The organism is uncultured Sunxiuqinia sp., from assembly GCF_963974515.1.
GTDB lineage: Bacteria > Bacteroidota > Bacteroidia > Bacteroidales > Prolixibacteraceae > Sunxiuqinia.
In genome coordinates, this window is the sequence record NZ_CAXBDD010000003.1 from 61,964 (window position 1) to 78,451 (window position 16,488).

The following is a 16,488-nucleotide window of genomic DNA, read 5'->3' on the forward strand; positions in this document are numbered from 1 at the left end:
CATGGCTCGTTTCATAGGATCAAATTGTCTGCGTTTTATGGTATCAGATGGGAATTGCACATCAATCATTTCCTTTTACGTTGACTAAACATGCTCGTTTTATTGGGTTACCGGACTTTATTCTACCGGAGTGCTTAATGTATCCACAGGCAGTGGGCTGACCTGATTTAAAAAGTGGCTGGCAATTTTTAAAACGGGCAGTTCATCCATTTCGTCTCCCAAGTTGGAGCAAATGCTAACCACCACCTTTTCCTCAGGGTAAACGGCAATTACCGAACTCCCTCCAATGGTGCTTCCCGCCTGTCCCAGTAGTTTCCGTCCATCGCGATCAACGGTGGCGAGCCATCCAAAACTACTGTTGAGTTGCTGCCCGGTACTCAGCTCATGCGGTTCCTGAAACAAGTCAATGCTCTCCTGACTGAAAAAGCCGGGTGCCATAATTTGCTGGGCGGCTTTGTTTAAATCGTCGGCAGTTGATAAGAAGCCTACTGCTGGAGCCATAGGCGCCAGGTTCACTTTGGGGGCATTCACCAGGCGGGCGATGTAATCACGATGATAAGCATTGCTTCGATTCGGAATAATGCTCATTTGATTGTCAATTACAGTATTGTCAAGCCTGAGCGTGTCCAGAATGTTCTCACGAATCAGACTGGAGTAGCTCTTTTTAGTCAGATCCTCTGCCAGGATTCCCAGTAGCGCCAGGCTATAATCTGATCTGAAATAGTAGGTGTTGGGTTCGTATACCAACGGGTCATTTTCATACTCGCTGATGTAGTCTTTTAAGGTGCGAATCTGTGAATCTTGCTGAAGCAGTTGGCTTTGAGAGCTTTCCGGAAATCCGGCAGTTTGAACGGCCAGCATCCGCAGGGTGAAATCGAAATCTTTCTTTGGAAATTCCGGAATATAGTCATAAAAGCTGTCATCCAGATCCAACAAACCCTCTTCCTGCATCTTGGCAATTAGGAAGGCGGTAAACAACTGTGAACTGCTGCCTATGCGGAACTTAGTGTCACGGGTTACCGGGGTATTCAGTTCTGTGCTAGCCATGCCAAGTCCTTCAGACCAGACAATTTCGCCGTCAACCGAAACAGAAACCGAGGTGCCCGGGGTAAAGCTGGTGATCATGTGCGTGGCCAACTCTTTTCGCGCATCCAAAATGGCTTGTTTGAATTCTTTTTTGTAGATCGGTCCATTCTCAGGTTTCTTCTTGTTGCAGGAAGAAAAACTTAGAATAATTACAAGAATTGGCACGATTGTTCTAATTGCTGAAATGGTTCGGGTAATTTTCTTTTCCATCATTCTAAATTTATTAAAAACGTCTAATTAGTTATGAAATGTTTTGGATTGAGGAGACCGCCTCCCCAGAAAATTTGCAGCCCTGAAAATAGTAAAATCAATGAAATTTGAGCCGGGTTGCGCCGTAAAAAAAATAAACAGCCTGTAGTAGCTAATTTTCGGTTGCCGAAAACCTCCATTTTTAAATTATTTAATGCAATCCCATTGGTGGCATGCGGAGGCTTGGGCGACATTCAGAGAAGGCTCCTTGCCGAAAAATCAGACAAGTCCATGACGAAGGCAGGAAGTGATTAGTCGGTTTTCATTTGATCAGGGTCGTAGTCTTCTGGTTCGATTTTTGTTAAAAACCTGCTTCAAAAATAGAAAAAGAGATGCACCAACCCGTTGCATCTCTTTTTCTATTTTCTTTGGTTGCCTTTAAAGCAAAGTTTTCAATTCCGCCTCAATTTGGCCATACAGTTTTTTACTGATGGGGTAAAGTGGCAGGCGGACAATGCTTTTCAATTTGCCGGTAATTTCCATGGCCGCCTTCACGCCACCCGGATTTCCCTCGCGGAACAGCAGTTTGAAAAAGTCGATCATTTGCAGGTGCAGCTCACGCGCCTCAGCAAATTTCCCTTCGTTGGCGAAATGAATCAGCTGGCTCAGCTTTCCAGGAAGCACATTGGCTACCACTGAAATGACACCAATCCCGCCAACAGCAATGATCGGTAAAGCCAGTACATCGTCGCCCGAAATAACGCCAAAGCCTTCGGGACCATGTTTCACCATTCGTGAAACCTGCGACGAAATGCCGGAAGCTTCTTTGATGGCTATGGCATTGGGGCAGATTTTGGCAATTTCAACCGATGTTGAACCGTCCATGTTAACGCCGGTGCGCGAAGGTACATTGTATAGAATAACAGGTACCGGGCTGGTTTTGCAAACTAGTTTATAATGTTCAATCAGTCCTTTTTGCGAAGGTTTGTTATAGAACGGCGTAACGCTCAAAATACCGTCAATACCGTTAAAGTCCGTAGCTTGAATTGTTTGCATGATTTTGTATGGGTCGTTTCCGCCCATCCCTAAAACCAGTGGAACCCGTTTGTTGGTTTTAGCTTTGATGCAGGCAACCACTTCTTTTTGCTCTTCAACAGACAAAGTTGGTGTTTCGGCGGTTGTTCCGAGAGCCACCAGGTAGTCCATGCCATTGCTTATTTGATCTTCAACGATGTTTTCCAGCACATTGAAATCAATGGAGGAATCTTCTTTAAATGGAGTTACTAAGGCAACTCCGGCTCCTTTAAACGGGTGTGTCATGTGTTATTTATTAGAGATTATTTATTTCTGTTTAAACCACTGTTTGTTTGTTTAGTTCACCTAAATAATGAATGATTTGTTCGGCCAGGTAGCTCGGTTCTTTGCGCTTGCTCACGTCAATGCTCAAATCAAAATAGTCGGGACGGGCTTCGGACCATCCGGCTTTGAAACGGGCATGAGATAAGCACCGTAAATACTGGATTTCAATTCCTGGACTTAAACTAACATCAATCAGTACGTCAAATTTGTGAGCTATGAACCGGGCAATCTCCTGATTTTTGATCTTCCCAAATACCGAAATATCATCGGGACTGAAAACGGCCTCACCACGAACGGATCCACGTTGGGCGGAGAAGCACAAGCTGCTGACTTCAATGCCCAATACTTTCAGTTGGTTGGTAAGCACATCAAATACTTCACGATCATCTGCTTTCCAAAGAATGCCAGCTGTTTTAACTTGTCCGAGGTTGATCACTCGAACCGTCCGTTTTAGCTGTTTATGCTTACGCTTCAGCAACCAGGTGATGATTTGATTTTTCCAACTCATAGTCAAGGCAAAATTAGCAAATTGTTTGTGATAAGCCGAATCAGAGCAAATCAAATGTAGCGGTTAGAAGTTTTCAGTCGTAGTCCCGGTTTTCAGTTTTGTCCAACCACTGGCACTGAATACCCCTTAATGACCTATAGCCGATGCCCCAATCACTTAATCATCTCCAAGAATTCATCTTCAGAAATAACCGGGACGCCGAGTTTGTCAACTTTCTGCATTTTGGAAGGACCAACGTTGCTTCCCCCTAGCAAATAGGACGTATTTTTTGAAATTGACCCGACATTTTTGCCTCCGTGCTGTTCAATCATTTTCTTTAGCTCATCTCGTGAGTGCTTTTCAAAGGTGCCCGAAATCACGATGCTTAGTCCCTCGAGTTTATTGCTTCTTCCTTCTAAACTGCTTTCGTGCAATTCAAATTGAAGGCCCTGCGCTTTCAATTCGTCCACCAGTTTTCGATTGTCTTCCTTGTCAAAATATTGCCTGATGCTTTCAGCAATACGCCCGCCAATTTCATCGATATCAATTAATTCTTCGTAATTGGCGTTGGCAATGGCGTCAATTTTCACCAGCTTGTTGGCCAGCTTTTTGGCAACCGTTTCGCCAACAAAGCGAATTCCAAGGGCAAAGAGCACCCGTTCGAAGGGAACTTCTTTAGATTGTTTTAGACTCTTCAAAATACGTTCGGCCGATTTTTTGCCCATGCGTTCCAGTACAGTCAACTGATCTTTCTTCAGGTGATAAAGATCGGCGATGTTATGGATCAGTCCCTGATTAAAAAGCAGGTCAATGGTTTCCTGTCCCAAGCCGTCGATGTCCATGGCTTTGCGACTGATAAAGTGCTCAATCTTGCCCTTGATTTGCGGAGCACATCCTGTCTCATTAGGACAATAGTGGGCGGCTTCTCCGTCATTGCGCACCAATCCGGTTCCACACTCCGGGCACTGCGCAATGAATTGAACTTTCTCAGCGTCCGGCTGCCGTGCTGATTCATCCACGCCAACAATCTTGGGAATAATTTCGCCTCCTTTTTCAACAAAAACCACATCATCCAGATGCAAATCCAGTTTTTCAATAATGTCGGCATTGTGCAGTGAGGCTCGTTTGACGGTTGTTCCGGCCAGAAGTACCGGGCTCAGGTTAGCCACAGGAGTCACAGCGCCGGTACGTCCAATCTGGTAGCTCAATGATTCGAGTTTGGTGGCGACCTGCTCGGCGGTAAATTTATAAGCGATGGCCCATCGAGGCGACTTGGCCGTAAAACCCAGGTTGTTTTGCAACCTACGCGAGTTCACCTTAATCACAATGCCATCGGTGGCCACTGGCAAATCAAAACGAGCCATGTCCCAATGATTGATGTAGTCAATCACTTCATCAATATTGCGGCATTTTTTTGTATGCTCTGACACTTTAAAACCCCATTCGCCAGCTTGCTGAATGGTTTCGTAATGACCATCTTCAGACAGGTTTTCACCGAGCACATAGTAAAAGTAGGCATCCAGCTTTCGCTTGGCTACCTCGGCCGAGTTTTGCATTTTAAGCGATCCCGAAGCCGTGTTGCGCGGGTTGGCGTAAAGCTGTTCGCCGGCTTCTTCACGGGCTTTGTTCAGTTCAGCAAAAACTTGGAAGGGCAACAGCACTTCCCCTCGAATTTCGAATGACTCAGGATAGGAATCGCCCTTTAAACTTAGTGGTACGCTTCGAATGGTCCTTGCGTTGGAAGTCACATCATCGCCTTTTTCGCCATCACCGCGAGTGACGGCTCTCACCAACCGGCCGTTTTCATACAATAAACTGATGGATGCGCCATCAAACTTCAGCTCGCATACATAGTCAAATTCTTCGCCAATTGTTCGGCGGATTCGGGCATCAAACTCTTGCAGTTCCTCCGTGGAGTAGGAGTTGCTCAGCGAAAGCATCGGATAACGGTGTTTCACCTGGCTGAATTCCTGGTTGATATCGCTTCCTACACGCTGTGTTGGTGAGTTTGGATCCTGAAATTCTGGGTGGTCCTGCTCCAGCTTTTCCAGCTCTTTTAACTTCATGTCAAAATCGAAATCGCTGATTTCGGGAAGGGAGAGGACGTAATACTTATAGTTGTGTTCTTCGAGCTCGTTGCGCAGTTGATTAATCTTTTCCTGAATATTTTCGGTCGTCATAATTTCAAATTTGCCCTAAAAATACGAAAACAAGTCCGGATGAAAATTAGTTTCTTTGTATAAAGGTTGATTCCAGGTGACGATCGGATCCTTGATGCTCGACATTGTACTTGCGGCGCCGAGCTTATGGTTTGATGCTGAGTAAAATAGAAAGCTGAATGCTGAGTCTGAATGCTGGATGCCTGATGACTGTCATGAAATTAAAAAAATACTCAAATCGAATTAGAATATGAAACGTATCATTTCAACACCGAATGCACCGGCCGCGATTGGCCCTTACAGCCAGGCGATTGAGGCCAACGGAACGTTATACATCTCAGGACAGGTGCCACTGAATCCGGCAACAGCCAAAGTTGTTGATGGCGGCATTACGGAGCAAACAGAACAAGTGATGAAAAATATTGGTGCCATCTTGGAAGCTGCTGGCTATGTGTATGCAGATGTGGTTAAAACGACTTGCCTGCTGAGCGATATGGCCAATTTTAAAGCTATGAATGAGGTTTATGGTAAATATTATGCTGAAAATCCGCCAGCGCGCGCAGCTTTTGCAGTAAAGGATCTGCCCCTTGGCGTTCTGGTTGAGATCGAAACCATTGCCGTGAAGTAATACGGCCGGCGTTCACGTTTTTCTGTCTTTTCGACGAATGGTGCAACCAACGGGATAAAAAGTGTGTTTTTATTCGTAATATTTCACGGACCCCAAAGACCAATACCTGGAAACAGGAGACATACCGTTTAAGCGATCACCTATTTTTCAGAACCGCTAAAACAGAAAACGAATGAAAACCAGATGCCTGATCTTGGATGATGAGCCTTTGGCACGTGATGTAATTTTTAATTATGCAGAGAAGTTTGAAGACCTCCAGGTTGTTGCGCAGTGTTCTGATGCAGAGGAAGCCAGGCAAATGCTGCTCCAACTGCCGGTCGACCTGATTTTTTTAGATATCCACTTGCCTAAAACTTCCGGGCTTGAATTCTTAAAATCGCTTCAGTATCCGCCAAAAATCATTGTCACCACTGCCTATCGCGAATACGCGATGGAAGGTTTTGAGTTGGATGTGGTAGACTACCTTCTCAAGCCAATCAAATTCGAACGATTTATGCGGGCAGTGAACAAGTATCAGCAAATTGCCGGGGTCATTCAAGCTGATTTTAACGGCGGGAAGCCGTTTATTTTTGTACGCGAGCATAAAAAAGAAGTTAAAATTTCGTTGTGCGATATCCAATACATTGAAGGACTTGGTGAATATGTCCGGATTCACACCAGTCGGAAAAAAGTCATTACCAAAATGGGTATGAGCCAGATGGAAGAAAAGCTTCCGCGTCAGTTTTTTCTGCGCATCCATAAGTCGTACATGGTTTGCTTGTTGCACGTGGAGGCATACACCAATACGTCAGTAGAGCTTGCGGGTGTGGAGCTACCCATTGGAAGAAGATACAAAAGTTCGGTGATGAATTTGCTGACACTGGCTGAAGGTGTGAGTGGACTTTAATGAGGCAGTGTGCCTTTGCGGGGTAAAACCATGGTGAACCGGCTTCCTTTTCCGGCCGTTGAATCCAATAGGAGCTGGCCATTTAGGGCTTCCATAATTCCCTTGCTGATGGATAAGCTCAATCCAAATCCGGCTCCGGTATCTTTAAACTTTGAAGTTTCTTTGAACCGTTCGAAAATGTTCCGTTGCCCGTCTTCATCAATGCCCCGCCCCGTGTCTTCAATAAAAATCTGTACTTCCTGTTTGTTCGATTCATAACCAATGGAAATCCACCCCTGATTGGTGTATTTCAGTGCGTTATCCATCAGATTAACCAGCACTTGCATGATTCGCGCCGGATCTGATTCAAGATACGTCGGTTCTGAATCCAGATCGTTTAAAATCCGAAGTTCCAATCCTTTCTGTTCAAACGAGTTTTTATTGACGGTATATGCTTTTATAAGGTTGTCAATTAGTTGATTTAATTCAACCTGTTGAATGTTTATTTCCAGTTGTTTCTCCTGAATTTTGGAGATTTCCATGATATCGTTGATGATTTTCAATAACTGCTTGCCGTTCATGTTGATGTGTCTCGCATACAAACTTCGCTCATCAGGCGATGTTTGTTCTTCGCCAATCAAGTTACTAAACCCCATTAGACCATTCAAAGGGGTTCGGATTTCATGCGACATGTTCGATAGAAAGGCAGTTTTCAACCGGTCCGATTCTTCAGCTTTAATCTTGGCCTTTTCCAGGTCTTCAAGCAATTTGTTCCTTCGCCTTAGCTCACCACGAATCAGTAAATAGAGCAAGACGGCCGTTATTGCAATGTAAAACCAGCCTTTATAATTTTGAAGTTTTGTCAGGAACTCAATATCGTCAGGAACCATGAATGCCAGAATATGGTCTGAGCTTAAAATCCACAGGAAGCCAAGAATAAAGTATGCAACTGCAATTTTAACAGCAAAGAGACGTTTCATATTCCTGCGATTTACTTCGGTAAACGAACGATTAGAATAAAGAAAGTTTTTGAATCAAATTCGCTACTTTTGATTTATAGTTAATAAAATTAAATCTATTTTTTTTACTTTCAAAACATGATTGAGTGTAAAGGAACATATTTTATCAAAGATGGTCACCTTTTTCCAGTCGGAATGGTTGAAGTTTTAACAACCGATGCCATTCTGATTTATGAAGTTACGCGGGTAATAGACGGAGTTTGTTTGTTTTTGGGGGATCATTACAAGCGGCTGTTAAATTCCGCCAAGCTGGCAGGTGTCCCGTTAAAAATGACGGAAGGCGAATTTGCTGTAGAGATCCAAGCATTGATCCAGGCTAATAAAATGCCAAACGGAAACATAAAAATTTTGGTTCAATACGGAAATAGCCAGCAAGGAGCTTTTTTTTATTTCATTCCGCATGTGTATCCAACTGCCGACAATTATCGTCAGGGTGTAAAAACTGATTTTTTACTGGCAGAACGCAATCTGCCACGTGCCAAAACTGTCCAGCAACGATTGCGCGAGGAAGCAAATTCAGCAATTCAGAAAAGCGGGCTCTTTGAGGTGATTTTGGTGAACTCGGAAAACCAAATTCTGGAAGGTAGCCGGACCAACATTTTTTTTGTAAAAGGAAACGAATTTTACACTCCTCCATCCGAATTTGTTTTACCCGGAATAACCCGTCAAAAGGTGGTGGAATGTTTGGCAAGGCTAAAACTTCCTTGCATTGACAAGACAATCGATGTGGACCAGACTGCTGTGTACGATGCGGTGTTTCTGACAGGGACGTCACCAAAAGTATTACCGGTTTCGTCAATTGGCAAGCAAAAATTTGACCCTCAACACCAGGCACTTCGACTACTGATGAAAGCCTATGACGAAGAGATTGAAACATACATTAAAAACATCAAAAACAAAGGATTGTAAAGGCTTTGTGAAGAAATCCATTTTCTACCTAAAATTGAACCAAATTCATGTCCCGTTTTCTGAATATACCTATATTTGTTAGCCTTTAAATTGAATCTTTGAAATAGCTCATAATAAAAAATCAACCAATTAATAATCTTTTGAATAATAATAAGCTATGTCTGAATTTAAGTATCAAAAACCGTTTCCTATCTTAAAAGACACCACTCCTTACCGATTATTAACCAACGACTATGTATCGATTGTTGAAGCAGATGGCCGGAAAATTTTGAAAGTTGATCCGAAAGGCTTGGAATACCTTGCCAGGGAAGCTTTTGCTGATGTTTCGTTCTACCTGCGTCCAACGCACCTCGAAAAGTTGAAGCATATTCTGACAGATGACGAAGCATCGGACAATGATCGTTTTGTAGCTCACACGATGTTAATGAACCAGGTTGTTTCTGCCGAAGGTGAGTTGCCAACCTGCCAGGACACCGGAACCGCTATTGTTGTGGCAAAAAAAGGCGAAGATGTATACACTGGCGCAACCGACGCAGAACATTTGTCGAAGGGAATTTTTGATACTTACCTGAATCGTAATTTACGCTATTCGCAGGTGGTGCCATTCTCGATGTTCGAAGAAAAGAATACGGGCAATAATCTACCTGCACAAATTGATATTTATGCTGAAAAGGGTAACACGTACGAATTCTTATTTGTCACCAAAGGCGGTGGCTCAGGTAATAAAACCTTCTTGTATCAGCAAACCAAGTCGTTGCTGAATGAAGTAAACCTGGCCAATTTTGTCAAAGAAAAAATCAAAGATTTGGGAACTTCTGCCTGTCCTCCATATCATTTAGCATTGGTTATTGGAGGAACTTCGGCTGAAGCCACTTTGGCTACGGTGAAAAAGGCTTCGGCTGGTTACTACGACCATTTGCCAACCGAAGGCAATGAAGGTGGTCAGGCATTTCGCGATTTAGAATGGGAAGAAAAAGTGCAGCAGATTTGCCAGGAAAGTGAGATCGGTGCCCAATTTGGAGGCAAATATTTTGTACATGATGTTCGTGTCATCCGTTTGCCGCGTCACGCCGCTTCTTGTCCGGTGGGCCTGGGCGTCAGCTGCAGTGCCGACCGTAACATCAAGGCGAAAATTACTGAAGAAGGTATTTTCGTGGAGCAGCTCGAAAAAGATCCGGCCAAATACCTGCCCGAGCAAGCACCGGAATTGGCCCCGGCCGTCGATATCGACCTGGATCGCCCGATGGAGGAAGTGTTGGCCGAATTGAGCAAGTATCCGATTAAAACTCGCCTGAACCTGAAAGGAACGCTAATTGTTGCCCGCGATATGGCTCATGCCCGCTTGAAACAAATGATTGATGAAGGGCAGGAGATGCCGGATTATTTAAAGAAGCATCCGGTGTACTATGCCGGACCTGCGAAAACACCTGTAGGTATGGCTTCCGGAAGTTTTGGTCCCACAACCGCCGGCCGAATGGATCCGTATGTCGATTTGTTTCAGAGTCTTGGGGGCTCTATGATTATGCTGGCCAAAGGTAACCGCTCGCAACAAGTAACCGATGCCTGTCAAAAGTATGGAGGTTTTTACCTGGGATCGATCGGTGGCCCGGCAGCAATTCTTGCAAAAAGCAACATTAAATCGGTTGAAGTTGTAGATTTTGAGGAACTGGGAATGGAGGCTATCCGAAAGATACGTGTGGAGAATTTTCCCGCATTCATCATTGTTGATGATAAAGGAAATGATTTTTTCAAACAGATTTAAGTCGGTCAAATTTGATCTTTCTAATAGGAGAAGATTTTATGAAAGGGCATTCCAAAGTGCTGGAACGCCCTTTATTTTTGGCCTTATCAAATAGAAACACTCACCTGCACGAATTCCGGAAAAGCAAATTCGGCAGGCTGTTTGAAGAGCAAGAACAACTTGAGTCAACGTTGGTGGTATAACATTTGTATTTGCAATAACTCGTATAAAAACATTGAGAATTATGAGATATACAACAATTGGTTTAATCGTGATAATAGCCATGCTTGTGGCAGGATGTGGTGCCCCAAAAGTAACAACATCATACCAGAATCTTGCGGAACAGGCCGTAGCCGAAGGAAATTTCGAAGCGGCAACCGCAAATTGGCGATTGTTCTTTGAGCAGCAATTGCTTGAAGAAAATGAAATTGCTCCGGAGCATTATGCCCAGGCCGGTAAAATGGCTTTTCGCGCCAACCAAGCCGATTTGGCGCTGGATTGGTTTCAACAGGCTGAATATGGAAATTATGCTGATGCCGGCATGTACCTCGATTTGGCCAACATTTACAAGGAGAAAGGAGATCTGCAAAAAGAGCTGGAAGCCCTGGAATTTTACCATCGCAATTATCAGGACAAAACGGACTTGGAAGGGGTCAATAGCCGTTTATTTCAGATCTATGCCCAAATTAAGGACGAGAAAAAAGCCTTGGAGCTTTGGCCTCAGATGCGGCAGGAAGATCGTCAGGAAGAAGAAAATCTTGCCAACTATTTCGCTATTCAGCGACGGCTCGATAATGAATCAGTGAGTGATTCAATTGCGGAAGCACTTGTGGAGATTAATCCAAAAAATATCCCAGCCTTGGAATGGTTGGGGATAAAATATTATAACCAAGCCGAAGAACGCTATCAACGCGAAATGAAAAAGTACGAAGCAAACAGAACACGGGTTCAGCACATTAAGCTGACTCAGGAGCTGAAAACTGTGACTGCCGATTTTCGAAAGGCATTGGAGTATTTTAAACCCTTATGGGAAATTGATCAAAACCCTCGATATGCAGCTTATTTGGTCAATATTTACAACCGCTTTGAAGATCCGGACACAGCCAACTATTATCGCAAATATCTGGAGTAAGCCAGTAGCCAATAAGGCCAAATCGGAAATAAATCTGTTAATGTTGTTTAGGACGAATCAGCTGAAAATAGTATCTTCGCCGGGATAAAAAATTAGAATTTATGTTGAAAGGAATTATGTCGATATCAGGCCAGCCAGGGTTATTTAAGCTGGTAGCCGAAGCAAAGAATAGTATCATTGTTGAGTCGCTTGTTACCGGAAAGAGAATGCCGGCTTACTCCACTTCAAAAATCAGTGCATTGGAAGATATTGCAATCTTTACCACAACTAGCGAAGTGCCATTGAAAGAGGTTCTTAAATCCATTTCAGAAAAAGAGAACGGAGGCCAGGCAACAATAAAAGGTTCTGGCAATGAGCTGAAAACCTATTTTGAAGAAGTCTTGCCGGAATACGACAAGGATCGTGTGTACGTTTCAGATATGAAAAAAGTAATTCAGTGGTATAACTTACTGCAAAGCAAAGAACTTCTGAATTTTGACGAAGAATCGGAAACTGATGGTAACATGGAATCAGAGTCCGAGGCTTAAGGTTTTTATTGACGTTCGAAATATGGAAGTAGCAAATCATGCTTTGAAGCAGATTTGCTACTTTTTTTTATTATGCTGAAATTTGATGTTATGGAACAACAAATTATCAGCGAGATCATCAAAAAATACGAATCCGAATTTTCGGAAAAGTTGGTCATTAATAATAAGCAATCGGTTGGAGGCGGTTGTATCAGCCACAGTCTGAAACTGGAGACCAACCACGGCGTTTTCTTTTTGAAATGGAACACCAATACTCCCGATGATTTGTTTGTGCGCGAAGCCGAATCACTCAACGAATTAGGGACAGGTAACCAGTCAGGTTTGCGGATCCCCAAAGCAATCCTCGCCAATCAAGCGTCAGACCTGCCCGGCTATCTGTTGCTCGAATTCCTCTCCTCGGGCCATACGGCTGCCGAAGATGAAAAACTTGGAATTGGACTGGCACGCCTCCATCGAAAAACAAACGATGCTTTCGGCTTTCATCACAACAACTATTGCGGATCGACAGAACAAGACAACCGTTGGAATCCGGATTGGATTGATTTTTTCGGACAACAACGAATTTGCTTTCTGGTTGAGAAAATAAGCCAGACCCGATCACTTACATCAACCGAAAGAGAAACTTACAGCAAGCTGGTTGACCGTTTGCCTAATCTGATTCCTTCAAATCCGGAGGCCTCGCTGATTCATGGCGACCTTTGGTCCGGAAATTATCTGTACACTACGCAAGGGCCGGCCCTGATTGATCCGGCAAGTTATTATGCCGATCGGGAAATGGAGCTTTCAATGATGACCATGTTTGGCGGATTTTCGCCAACAACCTGGCGCGCCTACCAAAATGAGTTTCCATTGCAAGCTGGATGGGAAGAACGCATTCAGCTTTACCAGATTTACCATGTGCTGAATCACTATTTCCTGTTTGGCGGATCCTACGGAAGTCAAGCCCTTAGCATGGCCCAACGGTATTTATAAATCGGGAAAATCCGACAACACCAATAGCTTCGCAAGTTCTTGCGGATGATTCACAAGCTCCTACAAACGCTTCCCAAACTCATATGGATGAGTTCCAAGGCGGTCAAATGAAGGATAATGCTTTTCGGCTAAGGCACCAGCGGCGTCCGATGCACGCCGGAATCAATTGCTTACGAATAAATTCCAGGGTCTAATTTCCAAATTCCATCCTACATCCAGCAAATCACCAATTATCCAATCACCAACATTCAAATCTCCACCAACTGGTTTTTTATGGCGTACATCACCAGTTGTGCGGTATTTTTGCTTTCGCTTTTTTCCAGAATATTGGAGCGGTGTTTATCTACCGTTCGTTTCGAAATGTAGAGTTGATCAGCAATCTCCTGGTTCGAAAAACCCTGGCATATCAAGATCAAAATTTCCGTTTCGCGTTCCGAAAGTACGTTTTGTTTTTCGTGGTGTTGTGATTTGGAGCGAAGGCTGTTGACAAGGTTTTTCAGTAGTTCGGACGAAAAATAGGTACCACCTTCCAGTACAGTTTGCAAAGCTGCTTTCACTTCGTTGATATCGGAGTTTTTCAGCAAAAACCCCTTTACGCCGGCATCAACCATCTTGTAGTAATAATCTTCTTCGCCATACATCGACAGCGTAATGATTTTCAGATCAGGCAATTTTTCGAGCGCCAACCGGGCTGCATCAATTCCATCCATCACCGGCATGTCGATGTCGAGCAAAACCAAATCAGGAACGTGCGATTCGAGCAAATCGATAAACTCCCGGCCGTTTGCTGCTTCAGCAGTCACTTTGTATTCATTCAAATTATTCAACAATATTCGCAAGCCGTTGCGAAATAAAGTATGGTCGTCGACCAACATGATTCTATACGGTGCTTTACTCATCGGTTGTTTTTACTTTAATGTAAACCTGTGTTCCCTCCCCGGTTTTGCTTTTAAGCGATATTTCGCCTTTTAGGGAATTGATACGCGAATAAATATTTGAAAAGCCCATACCGCCCACCAAGGGTTGTTCCTCCAGCTTTTCCATGTCAAAACCGATCCCGTCATCCTGATATGATATCAAAAGATCACTGGCTTCCTTTTGCAGTTGAATAGAAATGGTCTTTGCTTGAGCATGTTTGATCGTGTTGTTGATCAGCTCGCAAACCACACGATACAAAACCACTTCAATATTATTGCTGAAACGCTCATTTCCCAGATTTGATTCGAGTTCAATGTGGATAGCCCGGGTGGCATTAATTTTATTGCTGAAGTTGCGCAAAGCTCGCAACAAACCAAAGTTGTTGAGTACATGAGGACTCAGATTATCCGATATTTCTTTCAGCGATTTGATAGCCTCATTGATCACCATTTCGGTGTTGTCTACAATTTCTTTCGAAGCCTGATCATGCTCCAGCTGGGCCAGCGAAGAGACCGACATCTTTACGGTTGAGAGCAGTGGCCCAAGTCCGTCGTGCAGATCTTTGGCAAACCGCTTGCGTTCTTTTTCTTCGGTTTGAATGATGGCATTCAGAAACATCTTCTCCGTAAGGCGACGCGAATCTTCCACCCGTTTCATGTATTTAAAAATACGCTGAATCATAAACACGCCAATAGCGAAAGAGAGGGAAATGACCACTCCAAACCAAACGGCCACTTCACCCAGTTCCTGAGGCTCAAAATTACTGATGTAAGGCAGAAATTCGAGCATTCGGCTGACGGCCATGAAAATAAAGCCAATGGTCAGTAAAATCCATGAAAAATTGTACTTCGTCACCCGGGTCAGCTTAATAGCTACGCCAACAGCAAAAATTTGCAGCACAATGGAAATTGCCAATAGAACCTGAAGTACCATATCCGGAGTAATTAATCGCTTTCTGCAAATGTACGATTGCCTGCGGGCTTTTCAAACTAAGGAACCACGAGCACTGCTATTTTATCGTTTCCCTCGTAAGTGCGACCTTCTACCCGTTTTCATAAGCGAATAAAATGAAGCCAGACAATGCGGGGGTTGGTGCGCCTGACCGAAAATGAATCCTTGAAATACCTCATCGGCTTAAAGAAAAAAATTGTATTTTGACCGGTAAATAATTCGCAAATCACTAATTCTGAAATTATGAGCATTCTTCGTATAATTTTTGCTATTATTCTTCCTCCCCTAGGCGTTTTTCTCACCGTTGGGTTGAAAGGTGCATTTTGGTTGAATATTTTACTCACCCTACTTGGCTTTATTCCGGGAATCGTGCATGCCGTATGGATCATTGCCAAGCATGATCAGGCGTGAGTGGTTCCCAAATCATATTGTTGTCCTTGGCAGCGCTTTTTGTAGTGGCCACAATTGCTTCTCATTTGAAATGGACGGCTTGGTGGATTCGGCTAACTGATTTCCCACGTCTGCAGATCACCTCAGCGATGCTGGTAATTTTAATTGTGAGTCTGACTTTTTATCGTTTTGATAACGTGTGGCAGATATCAATCAGTGGCTTGTTGATTTTAAGCATCGCATATCAATTGGAAAAAATCATTCGCTACACCATCTTTTGGCCGAAGCAGGTCATGGATTATCACGGAAATAATGAGTCCCAATCTGTTTCATTGATGGTGAGTAATGTGCTTCAAACCAACCAAAATGCGTTGAAATTACTCAAGCTTATTGAAAAAATGAAGCCTGATATGTTGCTCACCGTTGAAACAGACGATTGGTGGGAGAAGCATATGTGCCCCATTGAAAAGGACTATATACACACCGTGAAAAAAACCTTGGATAATTTGTATGGCATGATTTTATACTCCAAACTGGAGCTGAAAGATGCGAAAATAAATTACCTGATTGAAGAAGATATTCCTTCCATTGAGGCACAGGTTAAGCTGCGGTCGGGCCAGTTCATTCAAATTTACTGTTTGCATCCCAAACCTCCGTTTCCAACCGAAAGTGATACCTCTACCAATCGCGATGGCGAACTGCTGCTGATTGGGAAGAAAATTGAAAAGGACCGTAAGCCTGCGATGGTTTTCGGCGATTTTAACGATGTAGCCTGGTCTAAATCTACCCGCTTGTTTCAGAAAGTTAGCCAGCTGTTGGATCCCCGTGTTGGCAGAGGTTTTTTCAATACTTTCCATGCCAATTACGCGCTGATGCGCTGGCCACTGGATCATATTTTTCATTCGTCCGATTTTAAGTTGATTCAAATTAAACGCTTGAGGTCAGTTGGGTCCGATCATTTTCCCATGTATGTCAAGCTTCATTTTGAACCAGCTTCAAGTCACTTGGATGAAGAGCCGCAGGCAGATCGGCAAGAAGACCAGGAAGCTAACGAAAAGATACGGGATGCGAATCCTAGAAAATATCAGCATTTGGCTGATCCCGAAAATGACATGAGAATTATTCCGAATCCTTGAATCTTCTCATTAATCGTGTA

Annotated in this window: 16 protein-coding genes; 9 read left to right on the top strand and 7 right to left on the bottom strand. The window is 43.6% G+C overall.

The features are described from left to right. Nucleotides 1-117 precede the first annotated feature (117 nt). The 4 genes from AAC033_RS01600 to ligA all read right to left on the bottom strand — a co-directional run bounded on the left by AAC033_RS01600 (nt 118) and on the right by ligA (nt 5,301). Nucleotides 118-1,299 carry a serine hydrolase domain-containing protein gene (locus AAC033_RS01600; RefSeq protein ID WP_339734661.1) on the bottom strand — a complete coding sequence of 394 codons (1,182 nt, stop codon included), beginning with the start codon at nt 1,297-1,299 and terminating at the stop codon, nt 118-120. Nucleotides 1,300-1,713: 414 nt separating this feature from the next. Continuing rightward, nucleotides 1,714-2,595, bottom strand: coding sequence for a 4-hydroxy-tetrahydrodipicolinate synthase (gene dapA / locus AAC033_RS01605; RefSeq protein WP_339734663.1), 882 nt, complete (start codon nt 2,593-2,595; stop codon nt 1,714-1,716). Nucleotides 2,596-2,626: 31 nt separating this feature from the next. Then, a complete protein-coding gene (locus AAC033_RS01610; RefSeq protein WP_339734665.1) occupies nt 2,627-3,142 on the bottom strand; it encodes a hypothetical protein in 516 nt (171 codons plus the stop codon). Nucleotides 3,143-3,294: 152 nt separating this feature from the next. After that, nucleotides 3,295-5,301 (bottom strand): NAD-dependent DNA ligase LigA, encoded by a 2,007-nt coding sequence (gene ligA, locus AAC033_RS01615; protein ID WP_339734667.1) that lies wholly within the window; start codon nt 5,299-5,301, stop codon nt 3,295-3,297. 229 nt (nt 5,302-5,530) lie between these two features. On the opposite strand from ligA, the gene AAC033_RS01620 reads away from it, so the two are divergent. Further along, nucleotides 5,531-5,908: a RidA family protein gene (locus AAC033_RS01620; RefSeq protein WP_339734669.1), complete on the top strand. Its 378-nt coding sequence runs from the start codon at nt 5,531-5,533 to the stop codon at nt 5,906-5,908. Nucleotides 5,909-6,080: 172 nt separating this feature from the next. Continuing rightward, nucleotides 6,081-6,794 (top strand): response regulator transcription factor, encoded by a 714-nt coding sequence (locus AAC033_RS01625; RefSeq protein ID WP_339734671.1) that lies wholly within the window; start codon nt 6,081-6,083, stop codon nt 6,792-6,794. On the opposite strand, the gene AAC033_RS01630 is transcribed toward AAC033_RS01625, so the two are convergent. Further along, complete coding sequence (locus AAC033_RS01630) at nt 6,791-7,753, bottom strand: HAMP domain-containing sensor histidine kinase (RefSeq protein ID WP_339734673.1); 963 nt, start codon at nt 7,751-7,753, stop codon at nt 6,791-6,793. The two genes, AAC033_RS01625 and AAC033_RS01630, sit on opposite strands and share 4 nt — an antisense overlap. 117 nt (nt 7,754-7,870) lie before the next feature. Between AAC033_RS01630 and AAC033_RS01635 the strand changes: the two genes are divergently transcribed. From AAC033_RS01635 to AAC033_RS01655, 5 genes are all read left to right on the top strand, one after another. Continuing rightward, complete coding sequence (locus AAC033_RS01635) at nt 7,871-8,701, top strand: aminotransferase class IV (RefSeq protein WP_339734675.1); 831 nt, start codon at nt 7,871-7,873, stop codon at nt 8,699-8,701. Between the two features lie 157 nt (nt 8,702-8,858). Next, nucleotides 8,859-10,463: a fumarate hydratase gene (locus AAC033_RS01640; RefSeq protein WP_339734677.1), complete on the top strand. Its 1,605-nt coding sequence runs from the start codon at nt 8,859-8,861 to the stop codon at nt 10,461-10,463. 223 nt (nt 10,464-10,686) lie between these two features. Then, the gene (locus tag AAC033_RS01645; RefSeq protein ID WP_339734679.1) at nt 10,687-11,574 is read left to right on the top strand and encodes a hypothetical protein; all 888 of its coding nucleotides are present in this window, start codon (nt 10,687-10,689) and stop codon (nt 11,572-11,574) included. A 101-nt stretch (nt 11,575-11,675) separates the two neighbouring features. Continuing rightward, nucleotides 11,676-12,101: a DUF5606 domain-containing protein gene (locus AAC033_RS01650; RefSeq protein ID WP_339734681.1), complete on the top strand. Its 426-nt coding sequence runs from the start codon at nt 11,676-11,678 to the stop codon at nt 12,099-12,101. 90 nt (nt 12,102-12,191) lie between these two features. After that, nucleotides 12,192-13,073 carry a fructosamine kinase family protein gene (locus AAC033_RS01655; RefSeq protein WP_339734683.1) on the top strand — a complete coding sequence of 294 codons (882 nt, stop codon included), beginning with the start codon at nt 12,192-12,194 and terminating at the stop codon, nt 13,071-13,073. A gap of 248 nt (nt 13,074-13,321) precedes the next feature. Here AAC033_RS01655 and AAC033_RS01660 read toward each other — a convergent pair whose 3' ends face one another. Further along, a complete protein-coding gene (locus tag AAC033_RS01660; protein WP_339734685.1) occupies nt 13,322-13,972 on the bottom strand; it encodes a response regulator transcription factor in 651 nt (216 codons plus the stop codon). After that, a complete protein-coding gene (locus tag AAC033_RS01665; protein ID WP_339734687.1) occupies nt 13,965-14,924 on the bottom strand; it encodes an ATP-binding protein in 960 nt (319 codons plus the stop codon). The genes AAC033_RS01660 and AAC033_RS01665 overlap by 8 nt, the downstream gene beginning before the upstream one ends. Before the next feature lie 261 nt (nt 14,925-15,185). On the opposite strand from AAC033_RS01665, the gene AAC033_RS01670 reads away from it, so the two are divergent. Both AAC033_RS01670 and AAC033_RS01675 read left to right on the top strand, forming a co-directional pair. Further along, on the top strand, nt 15,186-15,353 hold the full coding sequence (locus AAC033_RS01670; RefSeq protein ID WP_339734689.1) for a YqaE/Pmp3 family membrane protein: 168 nt from the start codon (nt 15,186-15,188) through the stop codon (nt 15,351-15,353). Between the two features lie 128 nt (nt 15,354-15,481). Next, the gene (locus AAC033_RS01675) at nt 15,482-16,468 is read left to right on the top strand and encodes an endonuclease/exonuclease/phosphatase family protein (RefSeq protein ID WP_339734691.1); all 987 of its coding nucleotides are present in this window, start codon (nt 15,482-15,484) and stop codon (nt 16,466-16,468) included. Nucleotides 16,469-16,488 lie beyond the last annotated feature (20 nt).

What these genes read in the sequence shown, in the direction of transcription:
- AAC033_RS01630 (WP_339734673.1), bottom strand. Translation starts at nt 7,753, where the DNA reads ATGAAACGTCTCTTTGCTGTTAAAATTGCAGTTGCATACTTTATTCTT.
- AAC033_RS01665 (WP_339734687.1), bottom strand. Translation starts at nt 14,924, where the DNA reads ATGGTACTTCAGGTTCTATTGGCAATTTCCATTGTGCTGCAAATTTTT.
- AAC033_RS01675 (WP_339734691.1), top strand. Translation starts at nt 15,482, where the DNA reads ATGCTGGTAATTTTAATTGTGAGTCTGACTTTTTATCGTTTTGATAAC.
- AAC033_RS01655 (WP_339734683.1), top strand. Translation starts at nt 12,192, where the DNA reads ATGGAACAACAAATTATCAGCGAGATCATCAAAAAATACGAATCCGAA.
- AAC033_RS01640 (WP_339734677.1), top strand. Translation starts at nt 8,859, where the DNA reads ATGTCTGAATTTAAGTATCAAAAACCGTTTCCTATCTTAAAAGACACC.
- AAC033_RS01670 (WP_339734689.1), top strand. Translation starts at nt 15,186, where the DNA reads ATGAGCATTCTTCGTATAATTTTTGCTATTATTCTTCCTCCCCTAGGC.
- AAC033_RS01600 (WP_339734661.1), bottom strand. Translation starts at nt 1,299, where the DNA reads ATGATGGAAAAGAAAATTACCCGAACCATTTCAGCAATTAGAACAATC.
- AAC033_RS01620 (WP_339734669.1), top strand. Translation starts at nt 5,531, where the DNA reads ATGAAACGTATCATTTCAACACCGAATGCACCGGCCGCGATTGGCCCT.
- dapA (WP_339734663.1), bottom strand. Translation starts at nt 2,595, where the DNA reads ATGACACACCCGTTTAAAGGAGCCGGAGTTGCCTTAGTAACTCCATTT.
- AAC033_RS01635 (WP_339734675.1), top strand. Translation starts at nt 7,871, where the DNA reads ATGATTGAGTGTAAAGGAACATATTTTATCAAAGATGGTCACCTTTTT.
- ligA (WP_339734667.1), bottom strand. Translation starts at nt 5,301, where the DNA reads ATGACGACCGAAAATATTCAGGAAAAGATTAATCAACTGCGCAACGAG.
- AAC033_RS01625 (WP_339734671.1), top strand. Translation starts at nt 6,081, where the DNA reads ATGAAAACCAGATGCCTGATCTTGGATGATGAGCCTTTGGCACGTGAT.
- AAC033_RS01610 (WP_339734665.1), bottom strand. Translation starts at nt 3,142, where the DNA reads ATGAGTTGGAAAAATCAAATCATCACCTGGTTGCTGAAGCGTAAGCAT.
- AAC033_RS01660 (WP_339734685.1), bottom strand. Translation starts at nt 13,972, where the DNA reads ATGAGTAAAGCACCGTATAGAATCATGTTGGTCGACGACCATACTTTA.
- AAC033_RS01650 (WP_339734681.1), top strand. Translation starts at nt 11,676, where the DNA reads ATGTTGAAAGGAATTATGTCGATATCAGGCCAGCCAGGGTTATTTAAG.
- AAC033_RS01645 (WP_339734679.1), top strand. Translation starts at nt 10,687, where the DNA reads ATGAGATATACAACAATTGGTTTAATCGTGATAATAGCCATGCTTGTG.